This is a genomic window from Halomonas icarae, from assembly GCF_009901955.1.
GTDB lineage: Bacteria > Pseudomonadota > Gammaproteobacteria > Pseudomonadales > Halomonadaceae > Halomonas > Halomonas icarae.
The window spans coordinates 1,624,292-1,646,144 of record NZ_WUTS01000001.1; the positions used below are offsets into that span (position 1 = coordinate 1,624,292).

19 protein-coding genes and 2 pseudogenes are annotated in these 21,853 nt (G+C 59.1%); 6 read left to right on the forward strand and 15 right to left on the reverse strand.

The features are described 5' to 3' along the window. The first annotated feature begins 26 nt into the window (after window positions 1–26). Window positions 27–563 (forward strand): DNA-3-methyladenine glycosylase I, encoded by a 537-nt coding sequence (locus tag GRB80_RS07545; RefSeq protein ID WP_161423121.1) that lies wholly within the window; start codon window positions 27–29, stop codon window positions 561–563. Window positions 564–676: 113 nt separating this feature from the next. Here GRB80_RS07545 and GRB80_RS07550 read toward each other — a convergent pair whose 3' ends face one another. Together GRB80_RS07550 and GRB80_RS07555 are read right to left on the reverse strand one after the other, a co-directional pair. Further along, window positions 677–1,285: an FMN-dependent NADH-azoreductase gene (locus GRB80_RS07550; RefSeq protein ID WP_161423122.1), complete on the reverse strand. Its 609-nt coding sequence runs from the start codon at window positions 1,283–1,285 to the stop codon at window positions 677–679. A gap of 193 nt (window positions 1,286–1,478) precedes the next feature. Then, a complete protein-coding gene (locus GRB80_RS07555; protein ID WP_161423123.1) occupies window positions 1,479–2,174 on the reverse strand; it encodes a COG3650 family protein in 696 nt (231 codons plus the stop codon). Between the two features lie 261 nt (window positions 2,175–2,435). Here GRB80_RS07555 and GRB80_RS07560 point away from each other — a divergent pair, with 261 nt between their 5' ends. Further along, window positions 2,436–3,350, forward strand: a complete 915-nt coding sequence (locus tag GRB80_RS07560; RefSeq protein ID WP_161423124.1) for a LysR family transcriptional regulator — start codon at window positions 2,436–2,438, stop codon at window positions 3,348–3,350. Window positions 3,351–3,352: 2 nt separating this feature from the next. Here the strand turns inward: GRB80_RS07560 and GRB80_RS07565 are convergent, their stop codons facing one another. Then, the gene (locus GRB80_RS07565; protein WP_161423125.1) at window positions 3,353–4,966 is read right to left on the reverse strand and encodes an ATP-binding protein; all 1,614 of its coding nucleotides are present in this window, start codon (window positions 4,964–4,966) and stop codon (window positions 3,353–3,355) included. A 3-nt stretch (window positions 4,967–4,969) separates the two neighbouring features. After that, entirely contained in the window at window positions 4,970–5,683 is a 714-nt protein-coding gene (locus GRB80_RS07570) for a winged helix-turn-helix domain-containing protein (protein WP_161423126.1), read from the reverse strand. 347 nt (window positions 5,684–6,030) lie between these two features. Between GRB80_RS07570 and GRB80_RS07575 the strand changes: the two genes are divergently transcribed. Beyond that, window positions 6,031–6,246, forward strand: coding sequence for a DUF3565 domain-containing protein (locus GRB80_RS07575; RefSeq protein ID WP_132041990.1), 216 nt, complete (start codon window positions 6,031–6,033; stop codon window positions 6,244–6,246). 60 nt (window positions 6,247–6,306) lie between these two features. On the opposite strand, the gene GRB80_RS07580 is transcribed toward GRB80_RS07575, so the two are convergent. From GRB80_RS07580 to GRB80_RS16250, 8 genes are all read right to left on the reverse strand, one after another. Then, window positions 6,307–6,486 (reverse strand): PLDc N-terminal domain-containing protein, encoded by a 180-nt coding sequence (locus GRB80_RS07580; protein WP_132041989.1) that lies wholly within the window; start codon window positions 6,484–6,486, stop codon window positions 6,307–6,309. Between the two features lie 108 nt (window positions 6,487–6,594). Then, complete coding sequence (locus GRB80_RS07585) at window positions 6,595–8,919, reverse strand: ATP-dependent DNA helicase (protein WP_161423127.1); 2,325 nt, start codon at window positions 8,917–8,919, stop codon at window positions 6,595–6,597. Then, entirely contained in the window at window positions 8,916–10,622 is a 1,707-nt protein-coding gene (locus tag GRB80_RS07590) for a VRR-NUC domain-containing protein (protein ID WP_161423128.1), read from the reverse strand. The genes GRB80_RS07585 and GRB80_RS07590 overlap by 4 nt, the downstream gene beginning before the upstream one ends. Window positions 10,623–10,745: 123 nt before the next feature. After that, entirely contained in the window at window positions 10,746–11,756 is a 1,011-nt protein-coding gene (locus GRB80_RS07595; RefSeq protein WP_161423129.1) for a YihY/virulence factor BrkB family protein, read from the reverse strand. Between the two features lie 100 nt (window positions 11,757–11,856). Continuing rightward, complete coding sequence (locus tag GRB80_RS07600) at window positions 11,857–12,984, reverse strand: NAD(P)H-dependent flavin oxidoreductase (protein ID WP_337194365.1); 1,128 nt, start codon at window positions 12,982–12,984, stop codon at window positions 11,857–11,859. A 56-nt stretch (window positions 12,985–13,040) separates the two neighbouring features. After that, a complete protein-coding gene (locus GRB80_RS07605; protein ID WP_161423131.1) occupies window positions 13,041–13,562 on the reverse strand; it encodes a retropepsin-like aspartic protease family protein in 522 nt (173 codons plus the stop codon). Between the two features lie 71 nt (window positions 13,563–13,633). Continuing rightward, window positions 13,634–15,013, reverse strand: coding sequence for an MFS transporter (locus GRB80_RS07610; RefSeq protein ID WP_161423132.1), 1,380 nt, complete (start codon window positions 15,011–15,013; stop codon window positions 13,634–13,636). A 78-nt stretch (window positions 15,014–15,091) separates the two neighbouring features. Beyond that, on the reverse strand, window positions 15,092–15,265 hold the full coding sequence (locus GRB80_RS16250; RefSeq protein WP_202597184.1) for a hypothetical protein: 174 nt from the start codon (window positions 15,263–15,265) through the stop codon (window positions 15,092–15,094). A gap of 243 nt (window positions 15,266–15,508) precedes the next feature. Between GRB80_RS16250 and GRB80_RS07615 the strand changes: the two are divergent. Continuing rightward, window positions 15,509–15,769: pseudogene (locus tag GRB80_RS07615) on the forward strand (LLM class flavin-dependent oxidoreductase); the annotation flags it as partial. An 82-nt stretch (window positions 15,770–15,851) separates the two neighbouring features. On the opposite strand, the gene GRB80_RS07620 reads toward GRB80_RS07615, so the two are convergent. The 3 genes from GRB80_RS07620 to GRB80_RS07630 form a co-directional block, all read right to left on the reverse strand. Then, entirely contained in the window at window positions 15,852–17,414 is a 1,563-nt protein-coding gene (locus GRB80_RS07620) for a hypothetical protein (RefSeq protein WP_161423133.1), read from the reverse strand. A 184-nt stretch (window positions 17,415–17,598) separates the two neighbouring features. Beyond that, the gene (locus tag GRB80_RS07625; protein ID WP_161423134.1) at window positions 17,599–20,130 is read right to left on the reverse strand and encodes an NACHT domain-containing protein; all 2,532 of its coding nucleotides are present in this window, start codon (window positions 20,128–20,130) and stop codon (window positions 17,599–17,601) included. A 32-nt stretch (window positions 20,131–20,162) separates the two neighbouring features. Continuing rightward, window positions 20,163–20,603: a toll/interleukin-1 receptor domain-containing protein gene (locus GRB80_RS07630; protein WP_161423135.1), complete on the reverse strand. Its 441-nt coding sequence runs from the start codon at window positions 20,601–20,603 to the stop codon at window positions 20,163–20,165. A gap of 179 nt (window positions 20,604–20,782) precedes the next feature. Here GRB80_RS07630 and GRB80_RS07635 point away from each other — a divergent pair. Further along, window positions 20,783–21,538, forward strand: a pseudogene (locus GRB80_RS07635) (LLM class flavin-dependent oxidoreductase); the annotation flags it as partial. A gap of 84 nt (window positions 21,539–21,622) precedes the next feature. Further along, window positions 21,623–21,811: a hypothetical protein gene (locus tag GRB80_RS07640; protein WP_161423136.1), complete on the forward strand. Its 189-nt coding sequence runs from the start codon at window positions 21,623–21,625 to the stop codon at window positions 21,809–21,811. The last annotated feature ends 42 nt before the right edge of the window (window positions 21,812–21,853 follow it).

A 21,853-nucleotide genomic window follows, 5' to 3' on the forward strand; every position in this document is an offset into this window, starting at 1 on the left:
GGTTACACAACGAGGAGAGCCCGGCCATGAGCGACTACTGTGATCTGGCCCCAGGCCACCCCTTTCACGGCCCCTACCACGACCTCGAATACGGTTTCCCGGTGGCCGACGACGATGCCCTCTTCGAGCGCCTGGCACTGGAGATCAACCAGGCTGGGCTCTCCTGGCTCACCGTGCTGAAGAAACGCGAGGCTTTCCGGCTCGCCTTCGATGGCTTCACCATCGACAGGGTGGCGAGCTACGGGGAGACGGAAAGCCGGCGGCTGCTCGACAATGTCGGCATCATCCGCAATCGCCTCAAGATCGAGGCGGTCATCCACAACGCCGGCGTTATCCAGACTCTGCGGGCTCGCCACGGGGACTTTCGTGGCTGGCTCGATCACCACCACCCACTGAGTCACGGCGACTGGGTCAGGCTCTTCAAACGCACCTTCAAGTTCACCGGTCCGGAGATCACCGGCGAATTCCTGATGAGTACCGGCTACCTGCCCGGCGCCCACCGTGATGACTGCCCGGTGCAGGCACGCATCCTCGCGGCCGCCCCACCCTGGACCCGCAGCTGAGCCGGTTCGTTTACCCACGTCACCGACGAACAGCCGACACACAGCGGGGCGGCCCGATGGCCGCCCCGCTGTGTTGTGTCCGAGTGCTCCAGCTCAAGGGCCGGTAACTGGAGTTACAGACGCTCCACCAGGCCATCGATGGCCTGACGGGCCTCCTTGATCGCCGCCTCGCGATGACTCTCCCCCATGTTGAGCCCCTCGGCGAAGATGGTATCCACCTCGGTGATGCCCATCATGCCCAGCATCAGCTTGAGGTGCGGGGTCTGGGTATCCTTCTCGGTGCCGGCATACTGGCCGCCGCGAGCCGCCAGGATCACCGCCCGCTTGCCCTCCACCAGCCCCAGGGGGCCATTCTCGGTGTAACGGAAGGTCTCGCCGGCACGCATCACGCGGTCGAACCAGGACTTGAGCTGACTGGGGATGCCAAGGTTGTACATCGGTACCGCCAGGACGATCACGTCGTGGTCGTGAAGCTCGGCGATCAGGGCGTCGGAGCGAGCGACAAGCTCACGCTGTTCATCGCTGCGCTCTTCCGCGGGGATCTGCCAGCTACCCAGCTCGGCCAGCCCCAGATGCGGCAGCTCATCGGCCACCAGGTCGCGATGGGTAATCTCGACCCCGTCACGCGCCCCGGCCCTGTCGATGAAATGGTCGGCGAGAGCCTTCGACTGGCCGTTCTCGGCGAGGATGGAAGCGGTAAGCACGAGCACACGAGTGGTCATGATGATCTCCCTGGATCAGGCAAGAATGAATGACCATCATGATAAGCGAACAAAAAGAAATAAAAAGCGCATAAAAATGCGAGTAATGTTCGAAATAAACGAACAATAAAGCCTTTGAGGGGGCAGCCTCAGTCAACCGGCCGGTCGCCTAACCAGAACAACAAGACTCGAGAGCCCCCCTCGGGCGCCTTCCTCAGGGAGCGATACCCTGACCACAGCCTCGATACTGTTCGCCCCCCACGTTCAGGGTCACACGGGCCGGGAAGGGCTCGCCGCTCATGTCATCGAAGCAGGCCCGCGCCTCGATGCGCAGTTCGAAGGGGGTATCACCACGACCGCTGGCCAGGACCACCCTCCCCGCCTCGTTATCCATCTGGGTGACACGATAGGGAAGGCGTTGCTCACGACTGCCGTGATCGAGGCTGAGGAACACTTCGGGTCGGTCGTGGGCCAGGCTTGCCGTCCAACCCGGTTCATTGCCGCGGGCATGAAACATCACCCCGGGGCGCTGCTCGCGAGTCAGCGCCAGGCGCCGCATGCTCGCCTGGCACGCCAACTGCCCCCGTGGCGACTCGACGATGGCGCCATCGGCCGTGTTCCGGAAGCTCAGCTCCCCCTGCTCAAAGCGCTCTCCACTGGCGACCACGGCAGGCGTGAGCCGCCAGGCGCCATGGGTCGACCACACTCTCAGCTCGCCCTCGGGACCGGCGGTTACCACCCCCTGGTCCGGCGAACACCGCCAGGCGACAAAGGCCTCGGCATCGCCGGGAAAGAGGGTCGAAGGCAACAGCGGTGCATGCGCATCGCTGGTGATCGGCGCCGGGGCGGTGGCACAAGCTGCCAGCAGCAGTGACAGGCCCAGGGCGGCGAATACGTGAAGGCGGAACACGGCATCTCCTCGCGAGAATCAGGATTTCATGACGGAGCCAAGCATAACAGCCCCCACAACCCCCGGCCTCCATCACGGCCCGGGTGATGATCTCGGCCCTGGCGACGCCGCCGTTCAGCGGCCGCTCCTCCATGATGGCCAGGGGCATGGCCCTTTATCATGACTACATCGATTCACATGGCGCATATGAGGGATTCCGACTGGCCATTAACAGTGAATCAAACTAAGCTTCCAAGTCTTTAAAATGAAAGCGACTCACCCATGCTCGAGCTGCGACACCTCCGCACACTGATCGCCCTGCGCGACGCCGGCTCCCTGGTGGAGGCGGCCGAACGGGTACACCTGACCCAGTCGGCCCTCTCTCACCAGATCAAGGATCTGGAGGAGCGCCTGGGCAGCCCGCTGTTCGTGCGCAAGACGCGTCCCGTGGAGTTCACCCGAGCCGGGCAGCGGTTGCTGACCCTGGCCGAACAGGTGCTGTCCCAGGTGCGAATGGCCGAGCGCGACCTGGCACGACTCGCCGGCAACGAACAGGGGCGCCTGCATATGGCCATCGAGTGCCATAGCTGCTTTCAGTGGTTGATGCCCACCATCGACCACTTCCGGGATCACTGGCCGGAGGTGGAGGTCGATATCCCCGGCGGGCACCACTTCGACCCACTTCCGGCTCTGGCCAGGGAGCAGCTCGACCTGGTGATCACCGCCGATCCTCAGCCGCTCCCCGGGGTGCATTACGAACCGCTGTTTCGCTACGAGGGTCTGTTGGCAGTCGCTCGTCAACACCGTCTAGCTGGCAAGAGCTTCGTCACCCCCGAGGCCCTCGGCGATGAGACCCTGATCACCTATCCGGTGGAACACTCGCGTCTGGATGTCTTCACCCAGTTCCTCGACCCGGCAGGCATACAGCCCAGGGAGGTACGCACCGCCGAGCTGACCATCATGATGATGCAGCTGGTGGCCAGCGGCCGCGGTGTCTGTGCACTACCCAACTGGGCACTGACCGAGTACCTGGAGCGCGACTACGTGAAGGCCGTGACACTCGGCGAGAAGGGCGTCTGGAGCACGCTGTTTGCGGCGATTCGCGAAGAGACGCGTCAGGCGCCATGGATGGAGGACTTCCTGCGAACCGCTCGCGAAACGTCTTTCGCGGTGCTCGATGGCATCAAGCCGGCCTGAGGCTAATCAAGCTCGCTTCGCTGGGGCAGCAGCAGGGTGAAGCGCGCCCCGCCAAGCTCAGGGCTATCGTCAACGCTTACACTGCCACCGTGCCAGCTCATCACCTTGTGCACGATGGAGAGTCCGAGGCCATAGCCGCCGGCGCTGCGTGTGCGACTGTCATCGAGACGCGCGAAAGGCTTGAAGATCGACTGACGCTCGACCACCGGCACGCCAGGCCCATCATCCTCCACATCGATCCTGACCAGGGCAGGTTCACGCTGCAGCCGGATCAGCACGCGAGAGCGGGCATGGCGGCAGGCGTTGGCCACCAGGTTCTGCAGCGCGCGCTGCAAATAGCGTGGCTCGGCCAGCACCTCCACTCTCGGCCCCTCGGCAAGCTCGAGCGTCAGCCGGTCATGAAGAAGGCCCAACGCCTCGATGACACGCTCGGCCATCTCGCGACACTCCACCGACACGGCACTCATATCGCGACCATTGATGGCCTCGCTGCCCAGTCGAGCATAGGTGAGGATCTCGTCGATCAGATCATCGAGCTCCTGGATATCGCCATCGACTCCCTGCAGCTGCCGACGTACTGCCGAGTCATCGGTCATGTCCTCGACCATCTGCACGGCGAAGCGAATACGAGCCACCGGGGTACGCAACTCGTGGGAAACTGCACGAATCATGTCCTGCTGGGCGCGCAGCAGCGACTGCACCTGCGCCGCCATGCCATTGAGTGCCATGCCGAGACGTCCAATAAAGTCAGCACTCTCCACCTTGACCCGGGTATCCAGTCGTCCGGCGGCGATGCGCGAGGCGGCCAGCTCCAGACGCACCATGCGTGCCTCCACGCCGCGCACGATCAGATAGATGGTCACCCCCAGAACCGCCAGCATGATCAGCACGAGCAGGAGTTGCAGCGATCCCGGTATCGGCTCGAAGGCCTGGACCGGGCCGATCATCAGCCAACTGGCATCGCCGCTAAGCTCTTGAAGGGCCAGATAGATCGCGACCGACCAGCGCCCAGGCAGCAACTCGATCACTACCTCACCGGCGGTAAGTCGGCGCAGCTGGTAGTCATCCAGCCCTTGGGGAGGCGCTTCCTGCAGAGAGACCGACAGGCTACCGCGGGTCATGTCTTCGAGACTCGAATGACGTTCGGAGGGCGGCAACGCCATCAACCATTCACCAAACAGCTCGGTCAGGCCACGCAGCTGATGCTCGCTCAGATTGACGAGCTCGACACACAGCAGGCGCTCACCGCCGGGCAACAGCGAATATAGCCGCCAGCCTTGATCGTCGCGCGCTTGAACCAGCACCTTGCCATTAACCAGGCGACGCTGGGAGAAGTAGCCCAGCGAGGTCTCCTCCAGCAGCCCGATACTGGCCTGCATATCCAGCCGCCTCCCTTGAGCTTCCAGCCAGGTCTGATGCGCCCCGGGTGGCAGCCTCGAGAGCTGTTCGGTCAGCAAATGCATCGGCGCCTCGGCCAACTGCTCGCGATGAGCTTCTCGGCGTACCTGATCCACCAGCGCCACGCCCAGCAGGCCAAGCCCAAAGGTCAGCAGCAGCGCCAGCGCCAGCAGCAGGTAGACACGCAGAAAAGTGCTGTCGGCCAGGACTCGGCGCATGGCTCAAGCATCCTTGACGAACAGGTAGCCCTTGCTACGCACGGTCTTGATGCGGTGCGGCTGATTGGGGTCATCGCCGATCTTGGGGCGAATACGCGAGACACGCACGTCGATGGAACGGTCCTGGCCGTCATACTTGATGCCGCGCAGCTGAGAGAATATCTCTTCTCGGGTCAACACCTTGCCCGCATTGCTGGCCAGCAGCCACAGCAGGTCAAACTCGGCGCTGGTCAACTCGATGCGCTCGCCCGCCAGCCACGCCTCACGAGTCGCGTTGTCGATCTCCAGATCGCCGAAGGCAAGGCGCATTTCTCCGCTCTCCTCGACGGGCTCGGAACGCCGCAACAGGGCACGCATGCGCGCCAGCAGGACTCGCGGCTGCACCGGCTTGGCGACATAGTCATCGGCCCCCATCTCCAGCCCGAGCACCTGATCCATGTCATCGGTGCGGGCGGTGAGCATCAGGATCGGTCCGGGATAGTCGTCGCGCACACGCCGGCAGATCGACAGGCCGTCCTCACCGGGCAGCATCAGATCGAGAATCACCAGATCCGGCTGCAGGGAAAGAATGCTGTCGACCCCGCGCGCGCCATCGGCCTCCAGTGTCACGCGAAAGCCGTTGGCCTCCAGATAGTCGCGGGTCAGACTCGCCAGGCGCTCATCATCCTCGACGATCAGCACGTGATCCTGCTCCCTGGGCTGCAGGCTATCAACCATTCTCGTATACGCTCCATTGATTGCTGGGTAGCAGCCTTGCCAAAGTGTCCAGCCGCCTTTAGTCAAAGGATACCTGAAATTACAACTCGCGCCTGCATGAATGCAGCGGCACGGGACTCGCGGCTTAGCCCCGGTGAGGTATAGCCCTAGAGAGGTATTGCCTGCCATGGCCCTGGAGCACACACTGAAAGTGTCTCGACAACACAAGACTCGACACAGGGAGTCCAGCATGAGCAAGAGTGTCATCAAGCGGATCTACGTTCCCACCCATGTGCGTACCCTGCCAAGCGGCGAACGCGTCACGGTTCCGGGCCACTACAAGGCGCCACCGGAACCGTATTGACACCATGCAACAGCCTATCATCGGCTACCATCGCGACTCGGAGGGTCACTGGGTGGCCGAGCTGGCCTGTGGCCACAACCAGCATGTACGCCACCAGCCGCCCTGGGTGGAGCGCCCCTGGGTCATCACCGCGGCGGGGCGACGCTCGCGTCTCGGTCTGCCGCTCGAATGCGTCAAGTGCGACCGTAGCGAACCACGTGACAACCCGCCCCCCGCCTGAGCCAGAATGAAGTCGGGCCGCCCGAAGGCGGCCCGATAAGTCACTGGGTTCCTGGCATGGCTATCCCTTGGGGCCAAACAGGAACCAGACGATCAATCCCACCAGCGGGAAGACCAGCAGCACGATGATCCAGATCACCTTGGCCAGGCCACTGGCCGCACTCTTGGCCACCTTGACGATGGCCCAGATCACGATGATCAGCCAGACAAGACCCAATAGACCGGTCACTTCGATACCCATGCCTGTACCTCCTTGTCACTTCCATTGATGTGAATTGACACCTTTAGGGGTAGCACAGCCCTGGCAGGGGGTACAGTAACCCCTTGTTAAGTTTTTCCTGCACCGGCATCAGGTCGGCGCATGCCCTGTCGGCCCGGCCGTCCTGACGAGCGGCTCCCCCCACCAGCGAGGCAGGTGCTGGCGTACCTCGTTGCGAGCGAAGCGATCATCCATCAGCACCACCGTGCCACTATCCGCGGGGTCGCGAATCACCCGCCCCGCCGCCTGCACCACCTTGACCATCCCCGGGACTCGATAGGCATACTCGTCGCCACGTCCGTAGCGCGCCTGCAGCCGCGTTCTGAGTGCCTCATTGATGGGGTCCGCCGGTGGGAGCCCCAGGGTCGCGACAAAGGCCCCCACCAGCCGCTCACCGGGCAGGTCAATGCCCTCACCGAAGGCGCCTCCCAGCACCGCAAACCCGATGCCATGCCCATCGGCGGTGAAGCGTGACAGGAAGGCATCGCGTGCCGCCTCGCTCATGCGACGCTCCTGGGCCCAGGCGGGGATCTGCGGATGACAGGCAACAAAGTGGGCAAACACCGCCTCCAGATAGGCGAAGCTGCTGAAGAAGGCCAGATAGTGGCCGGGGCGCCGCGCATGCTGCGCGGCGATCTCGGCGACGATAGGGGCAAGCGAGGCTCCGCGGTCGCGTAGTCGCGTCGAGATATCGGCGCGAACGGAGACCTCCAGCTGGCTGGCGGCAAAAGGAGATGGCACCTCTCGCCAGACACTCCCCTTTGGCAGCCCCAGCAGATCGCGCTGGTAATCGGCCGGCCCCAGGGTCGCCGAGAACAGCACCACACAGTGCGCCGCGGCAAAGCGCGCCGCGAGGAAATCCGCCGGAATCAGGTTGTGAAGTGCCAGCCGCGCTCGTCCCCGCCCCTCACGGGTCAGCTCACACAGCGTGTGATCACCAAGGCGTTCGGCCAGGCGCAGGAAAGCCAGGGACTCGAACAGCAGCTCCTGCCACTCGGCCCCCAGTGCCGGATGCTCTCCCAGAGCCTCGGCGAGTGCGGAGGCCAGCGCCTGGAGGCTACCCAGCAGCGAGGGCGGCAGAGTCTCCAGATGCCGTACCGCGGGACGACCAGGCCCACCGCCTTTTCCGAGTCCCGCCTCACGCACCAGAACCTGCCACTGCCGCTGCAGTCTCCCCAGCGGGGCCTTGAGCCGCTCCGGGGCGCTGCGCTTGAGCCTTCCCAGGTCGCGCTGAGCGAGGGACACGCTGTACATGCCTCGCGCCCGGGCTATCAGGTTGTGGGCCTCGTCCACCAGCACCCCGACGCGCCAGCCCTGCTCACGCGCCAAACCGTGGAGCAGCGCATGATCATCGAACCAGTGATTGACATCGCCGACGACCACATCACTCCAGCGCGCCATCTCCTGTCCGAGATAGTAGGGGCAGACCTCATGCTCGACGGCCAGCTCACGCAATGACTCGCGGTCGAGCCAGCGGCGCTCGGCCGCCGCCTCGCGTACCGCCGGCAGGCGGTCATAGAAGCCGGCGGCCAGCGGACAGGCCTCGCCATGACAGGCGCGCCCCGGATACTCACAGGCCTTCTCCCGCGCGGTCAGCTCCAGCACGCGCAGGGCCAGGCCGTCCTGCTTCGGGTGGGCGCCCAGCCGTGTCAGCGCCTCGAGAGCCAGGCGTCGCCCCGGCGTCTTCATGGTCAGGTAGGCGAGTCGGTCCAGTCCGTGCCGCGGCATCGCCTTGAGCAGCGGGAAGAGCGTACCCAGCGTCTTGCCGATACCGGTAGGGGCCTGAGCCATCAGCACCCGACCGGTGGCGGCGGCCTTGTAGCTCTCCTCGGCCAGATGCCGCTGTCCGGGGCGGAAGTCGGCGAAGGGAAAGCCGATCTCGCACAGCGCGGCGTCACGCTGGCGGCGATGCTGCGCTTCCCGTTTCGCCCAGGCGCGATAGCATCGGCAGCGCTCGGCCAGCTCCTGCCACAGGGCGTCGGCGGTGGCATGCTCGCTGAACCGCGTCTCGCGCCCGCTGCCCACCTCCAGGTAAACCAGTGTCAGCTCGACCGACTCGAGATGACGCTCGGCGCATAGCAGGGCACCGTAACAACGCAGCTGGGCACGATGCAGGGCGCGCTGATTGCTTGCCAGTCGCGCGATATCACCGCGATGGGTCTTGATCTCCTCCAGGCGATTGGCTACCCGGTCGTAGCCATCGGCGCGCCCACGCACCACGAGCCCAGCCACCTCGCCGGCCAGTGCCACTTCCGTGAGGTAGTCCGCGCCCCGACGCCTGGCGATTTCGCGCTGCCCATCGATCCCCTCCCGGGCACTGGGCGAGGGTGTGAAGCGATGATCGAGGTCTCCCTCCCGGGCGGTGACATCGCACAGGGTGCGCACCCCGACGCGCAGCGGCTGCGGGTCACTCATCTCTCTCTCACCCACTCCAGATGGCACACCGCTGCCGGGATCTCATGGCGATGGAAGAGGGTCATCCAGCGCCGCTGGTTGTCCTGCAGCCGATCCCCCGGGCCCTTGACCTCGATCAGCCGGTAGCGCGGCTCACCCGGCGAGGCCTCGAGAAACAGCTGTATCAGATCCGGCAGGCCCGCCCGGTTGGCTCGCAGGTTGCTCAGCAGATGGTCGAAACAGATACGCAGATGGGCGGGAGGAATACAGGCCAGTGCCTGGGTGAGCAGCGCTTCATCGAGCGCTTCCCAGTGCACGAAGGGGTTGGCGATCCCCTGCTTGTCGCGCCAGGTAGCCAGGATCGTCCGGCGATATCGACCATCATCCAGCCGTGCCAGACACGCCTTGAAATGGTCACGGCGACGGGTCACGAAGTCGTCTCGATAAAGATCCGCGGGGCCGGATTGGAAGGGGTGAAAGAAGGCACCGGGCAACGGCGTGAAGAGCGCCTCCCAGCACAGCAGGCCGAACAGGCCAGTCAGCAGGGTATTCTCCACATAGTGGACCGGTGCCGCCTCGCGATGCAGATGCTCCCGTACCGTTTGCTCGACCCGGCTGGGGCCTGGCAGGTGCAGCGTGAAACGCTCGGGGGCGGGTTCGGGGGCAGACGTCTCCGGCACCAGACTCAGGCGGCGGCGCAGCCGCGTCAGCAGCCGGCCCAGGACCTGGGCCTCCACATCGTCGCGGGTGACACGCGCCAGCGGCTCGGCCAGGATCAGCGCCTGACGCCAGCGCCCCTGACGCTCGGCCAGACGCAGGTAGCGAATTCGCCCTTCTCCACTGGCCTCGGGTGCCGGCCAGCCGGCTCGGCGGTAGAGCGTCGATGCCAGTTCGGCCATCCCGTCACGCTCCGCCCGACGCCCCAGCGCGAGGCACAGCCGCGCATGTCGCGACGCCAGCCAGGGGTTATCGGGTCTGGCGGGCAGCGCCTCGGCCAGATCCACAGGCGCCTCGCCCCCCTCCAGCCGCCGCCGCAGATCATGCAGTGCCAGATAGGCATCGACCTCGTCACGCCGGTGAAAGGCCCGGGAGTCGGCACCGAATGCCACCGCTTCGAAGCGCTGATGCCCAAGCTCGGCAAGCACGAACTCCGACCAGTCCTGGCGCAGGTTGCCGAAGAACATCAACCGCAGACGATCACAGCTCGCCATGATGCACACCCGCACCACCCGCTCGGGGGCCTCTGGCCACCAGGCGCTCAGCGGTCGCGGCATCAGCCCTCGCGCCAGCAGCGCCTCGCGCAGGGCTCCCTTGCCTACGGTCGCAGGCAGGCCCGCCTCGGCGATCTCTGCCGCCAGGGCCTGACGCAGCTCGGTGAGTCGCAGCTGGGTGAAGAGCGTCGCCACATCGAGCACCGGCGCCTCCTCCACCAGCCCGGCCGCCACCAGCGGCGCCAGCGCCGACTCGGTATTGCCGATCTCGGCATCGATCTCGGGATAGACCAGCCGCGAGGGGCGAAAGTGCTCGCCCTTGCGCATGACCATGCGCACCAGCAGCGCCCGTGAACCAAGCGGCAGGCCGGCAAACAGAGCCAGGAAGGCGTGTTCAACGTCGCTGAGCAGGTCGCCGTGGCGCTCGGCCACCCAGGCCAGCACATGCTCGAAGTTTGCCAGGTAGTACAGCGGGTCTTCGAGGGGGGCGGCGACGGCTTGATTACTGTTCATATATCCATAATATCAGCTGAGAGGCAGACTCACCCCTCCAACAACGGCCAGTCGCCGGAAAAGTCTTGGGCGGTACTGTCATCTGCGACAGCCCAAGGCAGTAATATCGATGGTGGGGCAGCGTCACAAGGAATCATTCGGGTCGGAGGCCTTCTTGCACTCCCCAGGACTGACTCCACGCCATGGCCCCCCATGGCCCACTGTGTCGGCAGCATAGGCGTCGCGCTCTCCGAGGGGACGAGGCTCACCGACGGTCGTATCACGATAGGTCTGGCGTTCCATTTCCGCGTTGAACTCTGCCCCGAGCAGCACGACGAAGGCCGAGAGCCAGAGCCACAGCATCAGCACCACCACCGCGCCCAGTGATCCGTAGATTTCGCTTACGCTGATCACGCGACCGAAGTAGAGCGATAGCCCAACGGAGCCGATCAGCCACATCAAGGTGGCGACGACAGATCCGACGCTGAGCCACCTCCAGCGTGGCGACCTCCGATAGGGCCCGAAGCGGTAGAACACGGCGATAGTCAGCATCATCACCATCAGGAGTGCCGGCCAGCGCAGCCAGGCGACGGCCCTTACCAGCAGGGTATCCAGCCCCAGCATGCCGATGGCCAGCGGAAAGAAGGCGACAAACGCAACGGTGACCAGCAACATGAGGATCAGCCCCAGCGTCAGGGCCGCGACGATCAAGCCGCGGTGCAACGCTCCGCGCCTGTCGTCTTCTCCATATACCACATTCAGCCCCATCACCATCCACAGCACGCCCTTGGAGCCGATAAACATCGCCACCAGCACGCTGCCCAGTGCCGTGAGACTGAGGCCGGTACTGGTGCTCTCGCCGATCTTGCGTGCCTGATCGTTGATCAGGCTGGAGGCCTCGGGCGGCAGGTAACGGCTCAGCTGAATGATCTGACCCGCCAGGTCCTGAGGATCCATCACCAGCGCCCAGATCGAGATGATAGCCGCGATCATCGGGAAGAGCGCCAGCATGGCATTGAAGGCAATGCCGGCAGCCATCATGGCGACAAGATCCTGGGCGACCTCCTGCTTGACGCGCCACAGGATATCCAGCCAGCCACCCGCGGGGATCTGACCGGGCTTGCTGGCGCAACGCCCATGTGTCTGCTTGGCCATAGCCACCTCCGTTGCGTTGGGTAAGCCGCAGCACTCTCCTTGCCTTGCTCGTTTATTGATGTTGCTCGTTTATCGATGTTGTCAGTTGATATCGGCAGATTCACATCCCAACGGCAAGCTCGGCGATGACATCGGCGGCGGGAATGGGACGACAGCGACTGGCGTTCTGCCCGGCCCAGAGTGGCGAGAAGTCGCCGCTGCCCGTGGCCTCGGCGGCGGCGCGTAGCGGCGCGATTGCCGAGGTGGCCAGGGGAAAGGCCGGGGCCACTTCGGCCATGGGTCCCAGCTCTCGCATCAGCCGGGTGACGATGCCTCGGGCCGGACGACCGCTATAAAGGTTGGTCAGCGCCGTATGACGTGCCGCCTCTGATTGCAGCGCGCGACGGTGGATTGCCGAGATCGTGGTCTCGGGGCAGCACAGCAGAGCGGTGCCTATCTGCAAGGCATCGGCACCCAACGCCCGGGCCGCCGCTACCCCGCTGGCATCGGCGATCCCCCCGGCGGCGATCAGGGGCAGGTCAACGGCATCACGCACCTGAGGCAACAGGGCAAGGGTACCCATCTGGGTCGTGATCTCCTCGCTAAGGAACATGCCGCGATGTCCGCCAGCCTCCAGCCCCTGGACGATCAGCGCATCGGCACCCTGAGCCTCGAGCCAGCGAGCCTCCTCCACCGTGGTGGCCGTGGAGAGCACCGTGGCGCCCCAGGCCTTGACCCGCTCGAGCAGGACGGCGTCGGGCAGACCGAAATGAAAGCTCACTACCTCGGGCCGAAAGGGTTCCAGGACCTCACAGGCTTGATGGTCGAAGGGGCGACGCCCTGGCCCCTGGGTCACGGCATCGATATCCAGACCGAACTCGGCGAAGAAGGGCGCGAGCGCCTTATGCCAGCGTGCCTGGACGCCAGAGTCCGGCTCGGGAGGAACATGGCAGAAGAAGTTGACGTTGAGTGGCGTCGAGGTGGCGGCGCGGAACGCCGCGAGCTCCTCACCCATGGCCTCGAGCGAGAGCATGGCACAGGGTAGTGCCCCCAGCCCTCCGGCTCGCGACACGGCGATGGCCAGGGCGCTGTCCTGGGCACCGGCCATGGGTGCCTGGAGGATAGGCAGCTCGATGCCGAGACGCTGATGCAGAGATGGCGACAGGGTCATGTCAGGCTCCGTCACGGGGATGAGTGTCGCTACAGTCTGCGTGCCCCCTCTTGTTCGCGGCAAGACGACATTGGGCACAGCGCAGCCTCTTCAGCAAAGGTCGGCGCGGTGGCTGTTGCGAGATGGTCAACGCCTCAGTCTGCGGCTGGTTCCAGCACCATCTGGGCACCCCGGATGCGGATGTCGAAATGGTCGAGGAAGCTCATGCCCAGCAGGGCGGTATCGCCCTCCAGCCCCAGGCTGACGGAGCCACGCACATCACGGGCCACGTAGCCGCCCAGGCTGACCTCATCGAGGAGGGTGAGGTCACCGCGTACCCGCCCGTTGGCGGTATTGAACCAGGCGCTACCGGTCGCCTCGAGCCCCAGCCGCTCGGCCATCTGCCGCGGCAGTGCCACGTAGGTGGCACCGGTATCCACCAGGAACTCCACCGGTTCGCCGTTGATTCGCCCGGTGGCCACGAAGTGGCCACCGCGATTGCGCTCGAGCACCACCGGCGCCCCCTCCTCCACGGCGCTGACCAGATGGCTGTTGGGGTTGCGCTGGCGCTCCACAAGGCCCTGGAACCACCAGGTACCGGTTGCGATGAACAGCACCCAGAACAGCAGCATCATGCCAAGCCCGGTGCGCTTCACTCCCCTGTCCTGATCGCTCATCCTGTCACTCCCGGCAAGGCCCCGATCTCCTTTGACCCACTAGTAGCAGGTGGATTCCCACGCTCGACGAGTCACTCTGCCGAGAGATCATCCCTGGCGCGGCCGTTGCGTGCTTCCCAGGCCGCGGCGGCGCGCTGGCCTCGGGCCTGGTCGACGAACAGGCAGATCAGGATGGCAACGATAAACAGCGCCGCACACAGCAGTATGGAGGCCTGCAGTCCCACCACTGATTGCAGCAGCCCCAGGGCGATGATGCCGAAGACACCGGCCAGCTTGTTGGCTAGCCCCCAGAAACCGAAGAACTCGGCGGCCTTGCGGGTCGGCGAGAAGAGACCCACCAGGGCACGGCTGGCGGACTGGCTGGAGCCCAGCGAGAGCCCCGCCAGGCAGCCGACGACGAGAAACAGGTGCTGGGCCTCCCAGCCGAGCCCGAAGCGTCCATTGAGCAGGGCCGTGACCTCGGGGGTGGCCCAGATGGCAAGTATCGCCGCCACCCACAGCACCAGGGTGAACTGGTAGGTCAGCTTGGTACCGAAACGATCCTGTATAAAGCCGAAGCCCAGGGCACCGGCCGCCGCGGTGACCTGCACGATGATGAACATCAGGTTGCGGATAGACTCGTCCCAGCCGATCACCTGGGCACCATAGATAAAGGCGAAGGCGATGATGATATAGACCCCGGCCATGGAGAACAGCAGCGAGACCAGGAAGGTCGCCAGGTCCTGAAAACGTCGCAGCTCATGCAGGGTAGTCGAGACACGCTCTCGGGCGATATCCCGGTAGCGCTTGCCGGCGGGCTGCGGCGTGCCACGCTCCTTCACCCACAGGAAGGTAGGAATGGCGGTGATCAGGAAGAAGCCGGCGGCGAAGGGTCCCACCCAGCGAATGCGCTCGAAATTCTCCGCCGTCGCCTCGCCCAGCGCCACCAGGGTGAAGCCGGCGGCGAAGAGCCCGCCGACATAGCCCAGCGCCCAGCCGAACCCGGAGATCTTGCCCAGATCCTCCGGTGGCCCCAGATCGGGCAGGAAGGCGGCGATAAATGACTCGCCCATGGAGTAGGCGTAGTTGGAGACTACGATCAACATGAGGCCTAGTAGCACGTAACCCGGCGCCACAAAGTAGAGCATGGCGGTGGCGGCCACCGTGGCCAGGTAGCTGGCAAACAGGAAGCGCTTCTTCTCGGCACGGTAGTCCATCACCGCTCCGCATAGCGGCCCGGTGACCACCACCAGCAGGTAACTGATGGCCAGTGCCAGGCTCCACAGGAAGTTGGCCAGCCGGTAGTCACCCCCGCGCTCACCGACGATCACCGTGGTGAACAGTTCACCGAAGACCACGGTGATGATCAGCAGGGTGTAGGCCTGGTTGGCGAAGTCGAACATCGCCCAGCCGAAGATTTCGCGGCGAGAGGCGCGGACTCTTGGTAGCGGTGTGCTGTCGGTCGTGCTCATCGCAGCGTCCCTGTGGATGAAGGGTCCCCACCATAGCAGCCCCTTATCCACCGCACGAGATGGCGAAGGCCAGCCGCCCTAGCGCAGCAAGGAGAGCAACAGAGCGACGCCCCCCACCAGCAAGGCGATGATGACGGCGATATCGACCACGCGATCGAGCCAACGATCGAAGCGGGTATACCGGGTGGCGGAGTGTCGCCTTCGAGTCGCTCCCCGACGGCGACGCTCACCCGTAACAGTGATGGGAGGCATGGCGGAAGTCCGATTTCACCATAGATACCCAAAGCTTACGGCCTGGGCCAGCGGTAGGCCAGCGACGAGATGACCTCACAGTCAGGGATGTGCTGACTGAACACACTGGGACCGATCTGACGAGGCTTCTTTTCTCCGCTCGGCGAATCGGCCTCGAAAAGACCGGCATTGCATCGAAGATGTTCCGCCCCCATCAACAATCTCAGCAGGCTAACTTTTTTCGCCCCCTCAATCGGAGCCGTCATGTCTCGCCTCGCCGCTACTCCCTTGTCCGTTCTCGATCTGGCCCCCATCCGCGAGGGTGGCAGCGCCGCCGACAGCTACCGTGAAAGTGTGGCTCTGGCCCAGCTGACCGAGCGCCTGGGCTTTACCCGCTTCTGGCTCGCCGAGCATCACGGCATTGAGGGGATCGCCAGCGCCGCCACCGCGGTGCTGATCGGCCATGTGGCCGGTGCCACCCAGCGCATCCGTGTGGGCAGCGGCGGCATCATAATGCCAGATCATACTGGATAAACAGATTCAGAAAATAAATACAATGTCAACATTTATTTTGCAGACTGACGTGCAATCTATATGTCTTTATTTTCTATAGGTATTCGATTTTCATCTCAAAACCTTCCAATCTTTCACACCTAATAACTACAGAATCGCCAGGCTTCGCTTTTTCCACATCCACGTTAGGGTTGAGCTTCACTGGTCCAAAGGTTCTTTTAATATCCGGTAGAGGAACCAAATCGTTAAAAACTTCAAGAGCTACACCGCTCTGCGTTATTGAAACTTCGCCTCCATCCTCTTTTTCAAATGATTCCTTAAGAAACCCGTCTAATTTTTTATTCAAAGTCAACGTAAACGAAGGGTCTCCTCGCAACTCATCACTTCCGAATATCCCTGGCTTTTCAAAAAGACCTGAATACATAACTAACTCATCAAGGTCTTCACCAGAGTAAGTGATATTGCTATCAAATTTCACTTTCTTGTCAGACGCTCTAGCCAATTTCATTGCGCTTTTCGAATACAAGAGAAAACTGACAATTTCTTTCACGAAGTCAAAACCCGAGACATCTAAATCGTCACTAGTAGCAAGTCGCTCTCCTTGTATTTCGATAGCGAATGAAAAGAGCCATCCTTTAAGCATTCTATCAAAAAGCGTGTGTAGCTTTACTAAATAGGGAAGTCTAGCAACATCCATCCCTTCCCATGGGGAAAAATCACAGTCAAAAGAGAGGCTTGCCTTACTTTCGTTTCTTGGAATTCCTGTATTCCCTCGCACATGGAAAAGCCCACCAAACGTTTTGGCATCAAAGTTTATAATCTCCGTCCCCGGCGTCAAGTGACCATGGGCGTCATCAAACATCTCAACAACATTTGACTCGGGGCACTTAACGTACATTTTAATAACTGCTGGACATCTGGTGGGGCTTATACTTACGACGCCCCCTTGGGAAAGTATCTTATCGAAAAGTTTTGAATCATTTGAAATAATATGACTTGCTGGAATATCAAAGCCCTCGCCTCGACTAACTAAAGCCTGATGCTTTCCACTAAAGTCATAAGAGGAATCAGAAACCAACTGAAAACTAACAGAAACCTTCGAAGACTTTGGCTCAATCTTGAATATCGACTTTCCATCAACGTGGCTTACAGTAACGCCAAATCGTTCGTCAAGGCTTTCTAAAGAAGATGCCGTGGCCTTGTGAACATTGTGTATTGAAGTTGCTAAAAATCCTGTCGGTTTACCTGTAAACAAGCTCTCTATTTGGTTCACAGCATCATCATTAGACGGAAGCCTCATCCCAAGCTCTTCTTTTGCCCTAGCTTCGCTCTCGGCCTTCCATTCTCTTAGGAGTTCTGCGGGGTAGTCACTAGGACTTCTATCAATCTTGTAACTACAGGTGCTACACAACCATATTCCGTTGTCAAAACTAGACCTCTCGGCAGAGCTCATGGTGGCAAGATAACGAGGACCGTTTGGGGATGCAGCATATATATGAGCAGCAACACCAATATTGTTAACGCCATTTTTCCCATCGCCGGGGGAGCTTGTCGGCACTCGACAGACAGGGTTTGAGCAACGATGACCTACTCTATCCCTGAGCATCCTAACGACATTCGCTTTAAAACTATCTCTTTTATGACTTTTTTCTACCATTGAATGCCCCCTACTCATTCTGTCGTTAGCAATGGTTGCATCGCGCCTTCGCTTAACCATCTAAACTGGCCAAGCGGTCTCAGGCTCTAAACTGACTAACTCACTCATAACCCGTATCGTACCCAGCCCTTGATTTTAATTATGGATAAGGACAGACTGAGACCAAGTCACTCTACCGGGTCTTCTACATTTTCCCGCCTTTTGCATTTTCCATTCTTCGTTGGGTTTGCATGCTTATACCTAACGTTTCAGAAAGACGTTGCTTATCCCTAAATTTTACAGGAAACATATATGTATGCTGTATAATATTTTCTTTCAGTATCCGCTTACATGTAGGATTAGAACGAAATTCTTTTTGCAGGCTTGTTATTCTCTTAAAGTCTAGTCGCTTATGAAAGTGGAGGTGCATGGATTGGTTTATCAGCTTTATCGCTGGTGTTCCGTTTTTCTCTTCTACAATCCTACAAATTTCTTCAACTTCAATGCCACCCATTGAATTAGAGACTTTCCTAAGAACTCCAAATATAACACCATATGTAAGAAGCATATAAGTATGTTTTGCTTCTTTTTCCAAGTCTTTATCACTTACCCTCGGGTTCTCTTTGAGAACATGCTCTATGATTTTTATAACTTCATCTTTTGACGAGTCTGATATACTAAGAAAATAAGAAAGAAACCGTAGTCCGGTGTGAAAGCCTTCCTCCACAATGTCCACCAAGGTGCTTTTAGGAAGTGAAGCAGATCTATTTCTAACGATCTGCCCAATAATTTCTATTCCTTTAAAAGCTTTATTCACTCTCGCAAGAGTATCGCTAGGTTCTAAATTATCTATCTCATTTTCAAATTTTACTGTATCTTGCTCTAACCTATCCAGTTCTTGAGCTTTCTTCTCACGCTCATCTTCAATTCTTCTCTGTTCAAGAATTAGCTCAGGAATATCCTCAAGAAAACTCTCCATAAAGCTAAGAGAGCTACGTTCAAGTGTTGCAGCATCCTGCTCTTGGAACAGCTCCATCATACATATTTGTATCTCATCTAAAATCCACGCATCTTTTGTGTGATGCGTAATAAAAACAATTATATTGGCACAGTCTTCTTTATGTAGATTTTCAAGCAAATATATAAACCTGCTTTTCACATTGCGACTTTTATTGTATTGCTCAGAAATATACTTGGCAGCGAAGAAATAATAGATATACGGGTACTTAAACTTGAAACCTTTTTCATTTTTTGTCAATATACTACAACGAAGAAGTCGTGAAACCACATCTTCTTCATTGACAGCCAAGTATATTTCTGAATATTGCCGAAAAAAGTTTTTTAATTTATCGTCATTCAACTCCCCGCTATTTTCAAACTGAGCCCACGCAAACTCAGTCATGACATTCATATACTTGTCTATGTCTTTAGTCGTTATATCGGCTTTTTCAAGTGCCTGATATACCAGATGTTGGTAGCAATGACCAAAAGAAGTTAAATCTATTTGCTGAGTCGTATATGCTTCAAATATCTGCATCAAGCTCAATAGGTAGATAGGCTTAGGTGGAACAACACTTCGCCTAACCAAAGAGTCAATTTTAGATTTCAGATCATCTACACTATAGAAGAGGTCGGCCTCATCGATCTCTTTGTCTCTTCCTACCGAAACCCACTTCTCAATTAGTTTTTCACGCTTATAGTTTCCAAAGGGCAGTATCTCTTTCACTGAAAACCCAGCTAAACCATCAATGTCAGGCATGACGTATTGGAAAGAGTCGGAGGCCAGAACTATACATGTTCCAAATTCAGATTGTATACCATCTAGCAAAAGATTCTGATGCCGTTTGTTCAGGGCGATGCTAGACATGTTATCGACTATTAGAACTCTTTCTTCATAGCTTATCTCTGACAAGTCACAAATATCTTCATATTGTTTCTTCAAAGCCTCGCTACAAAGATCAAAAACATTACTTTCATTGACTCCGTCTGCATCAATAAATATAGGTTTTTTCCTGTATTTCAGCGAATCCTTGTACAGTGACTTTGCGAAAGCAGTCTTTCCCGACTGTTCCTCCCCAAGAACAACTGTATAACCTTTTTTCTTAAAGAGGCTGGATGCGGGAGTTTCGACAAAGCTATCATCATCTGTATCCATGCTCCTTAAGTCTGGATACACATAGATATCATCTAAAAACAAAACATCAGCAGCTCTATTTTTAAAGACTACTTCAGTGTCATTCAGCCATTGAGAGAACTCTCTTCGACTGGCATAGTCTAGCTTAGGCGCAGGTATTTCAACATGCTCTACTTCTCTTACAGCTCTTTTAATTTCTTCTACTACTTCAAGGAAAGCGCCATCTTTGTCTTCACATTGACTAATCCATTTTCCTTCAGGAACTTTATTTAGGCCATCAAAAAGAGCACCTTCTGTGTCGCAGGGTCTAGCTAATATAGGAATAACCCTTGCTCTACCCGCCCTATGCAATTCTACTGCAAGCTTCATTTCTTCAGCATTACAATATTCCGAACTAATAAAATCCGGGCTAATCAATAACAATATAACAGAAGCTTGATTTACATTTTCATCAATCACTCCTGTTCTTACGTCACCAGCAAGAATATCTCTATCATGCCATGTTTCAATTATTTTCCTATGAACCAATCCACTAAGATGAGCAATAAGCTGCTCTTTGTAAGAGTCATCTTTTCTATTGTAGATAATAACGACTTTTTTCATGCTTGCTCTCACTCTTCCCTGCTTTTATTTTCCTACTGCTTTTTCTGAACAACTCTTTTAATAGAATTAGTTATGTCTAAAAAAGCAGAATCTCGATCACTCCACAATGTTACGGGTTTTCCATCAGTAGGTACTGCCATTAACTTTGAGAATGGTGCATCCTTCCAATCACAGGGTCGTATTATGACTGGGATCACCGTTGATTCCCCTTTCCCGTGCCTTTCCATAGCAACAGTCATTTCTATGTCATAGCAATAATCCGAAGCTATGAAATCAGGGCTTATCAATAACAGAATAACATCGCTATTATGTATATTTTCATCAATCGCTCTATCAATTTCCTCACCGGCGTCAATTGCTCGATCATGCCACGCCGTGATTACGCCTCTTTTTTTCAGAATCGAGAGTTGAGCCTCTAATGCATCTCTGAAGCTTTCATCACGATGCGAATAAGAGAAGAACACTTTCTTCATCTTCTATTCCTATGACCTTTTAATTTACACATATTGACAAGACGCTGCAAATGCTTACAAAACCCTCTTACTCCTAATCATACATAATTGATGCTGCTCCGTCTGCGTAGCTTTTAGCACCACAGGAAGACGCATTATTGAATCTGAACTCCACTGTCTCAGTTGTCGCTATGGATATGGGCAGTATGCTGCCCAACCACCCGCCCCTGGTGATCGCCGAGCAGTTCGGCACCCTGGAGACGCTGTATCCCGCGCGTATCGACCTGGGACTGGGCCGCGCGCCGGGCTCCGATGGCGCCACCATGGCGGCACTGCGCCGAGACCCCTATGCCGGGGTAGACGACTTCCCCCAGCGCCTGGAGGAGCTGCAGGGCTTCCTCGGCGACGAGCGGCCCGGCCAGCGGGTGCGAGCAGTGCCCGGCCAGGGCACCCATGTTCCCCTCTGGTTACTGGGCTCCAGCGGCTACAGCGCCCAGCTCGCCGCACGCCTCGGCCTGCCCTTCGCCTTCGCCGCCCAGTTCGCCCCAGGATATCTGTTCGAGGCACTGCGCCTCTACCGCGACAACTTCCAGCCGTCTGCGGTGCTCGAGCGTCCCCACGCCATGGTCGGGCTGCCGGTGGTCGCCGCCGAGACCGATGCCCACGCCGACTACCTGGCTTCGACCATGCGCCAGAAGTTCCTGGGCATGATTCGTGGTCGACGCACCAGCGCCAAGCCCCCGGTGGAGCACCTGGAGATGTCGCCTACCGAGGAGGCTCAGCTGCAACAGTTCCTGGGCGCCGCCATCGTCGGCGGTCCCGAGACCGTGCAGCAGGGGCTGGAGGCCTTCCTCGAACAGACCGGCGCCGACGAGCTGATGCTCAACACCGACGTCTATGCCCTGGAGGACCGGCTGAGAAGCTACGAGATCGTTGCCGACGTGTGGAAGGGGTAATCTATAAGGAACGAACCCTGTCCCCGGGCTTTCCAAGGGGCAGTTCATCTAGCGTCACATCCGACGCGACCTCTGGAGGTTAACATGCCCGATTCCCAAGGCCCGCACCGAGATCCCCGCCAGAATCCCGCCTGGCGCGCCGCACAGCAATGGCAACAGCGCGCTCGCCAACGCCAGGGCAACGGCCTGCTCGACAGCATCAAGATGCTGCTCGCCTGGCTGCTGTTCGGCACTTTGATGATTGAAGTGGTCCCCATCTTTCGGACCACCTGACAGGTTAGCTAAGCTCGGATCGGGTCATCATCGGCGTCAGGC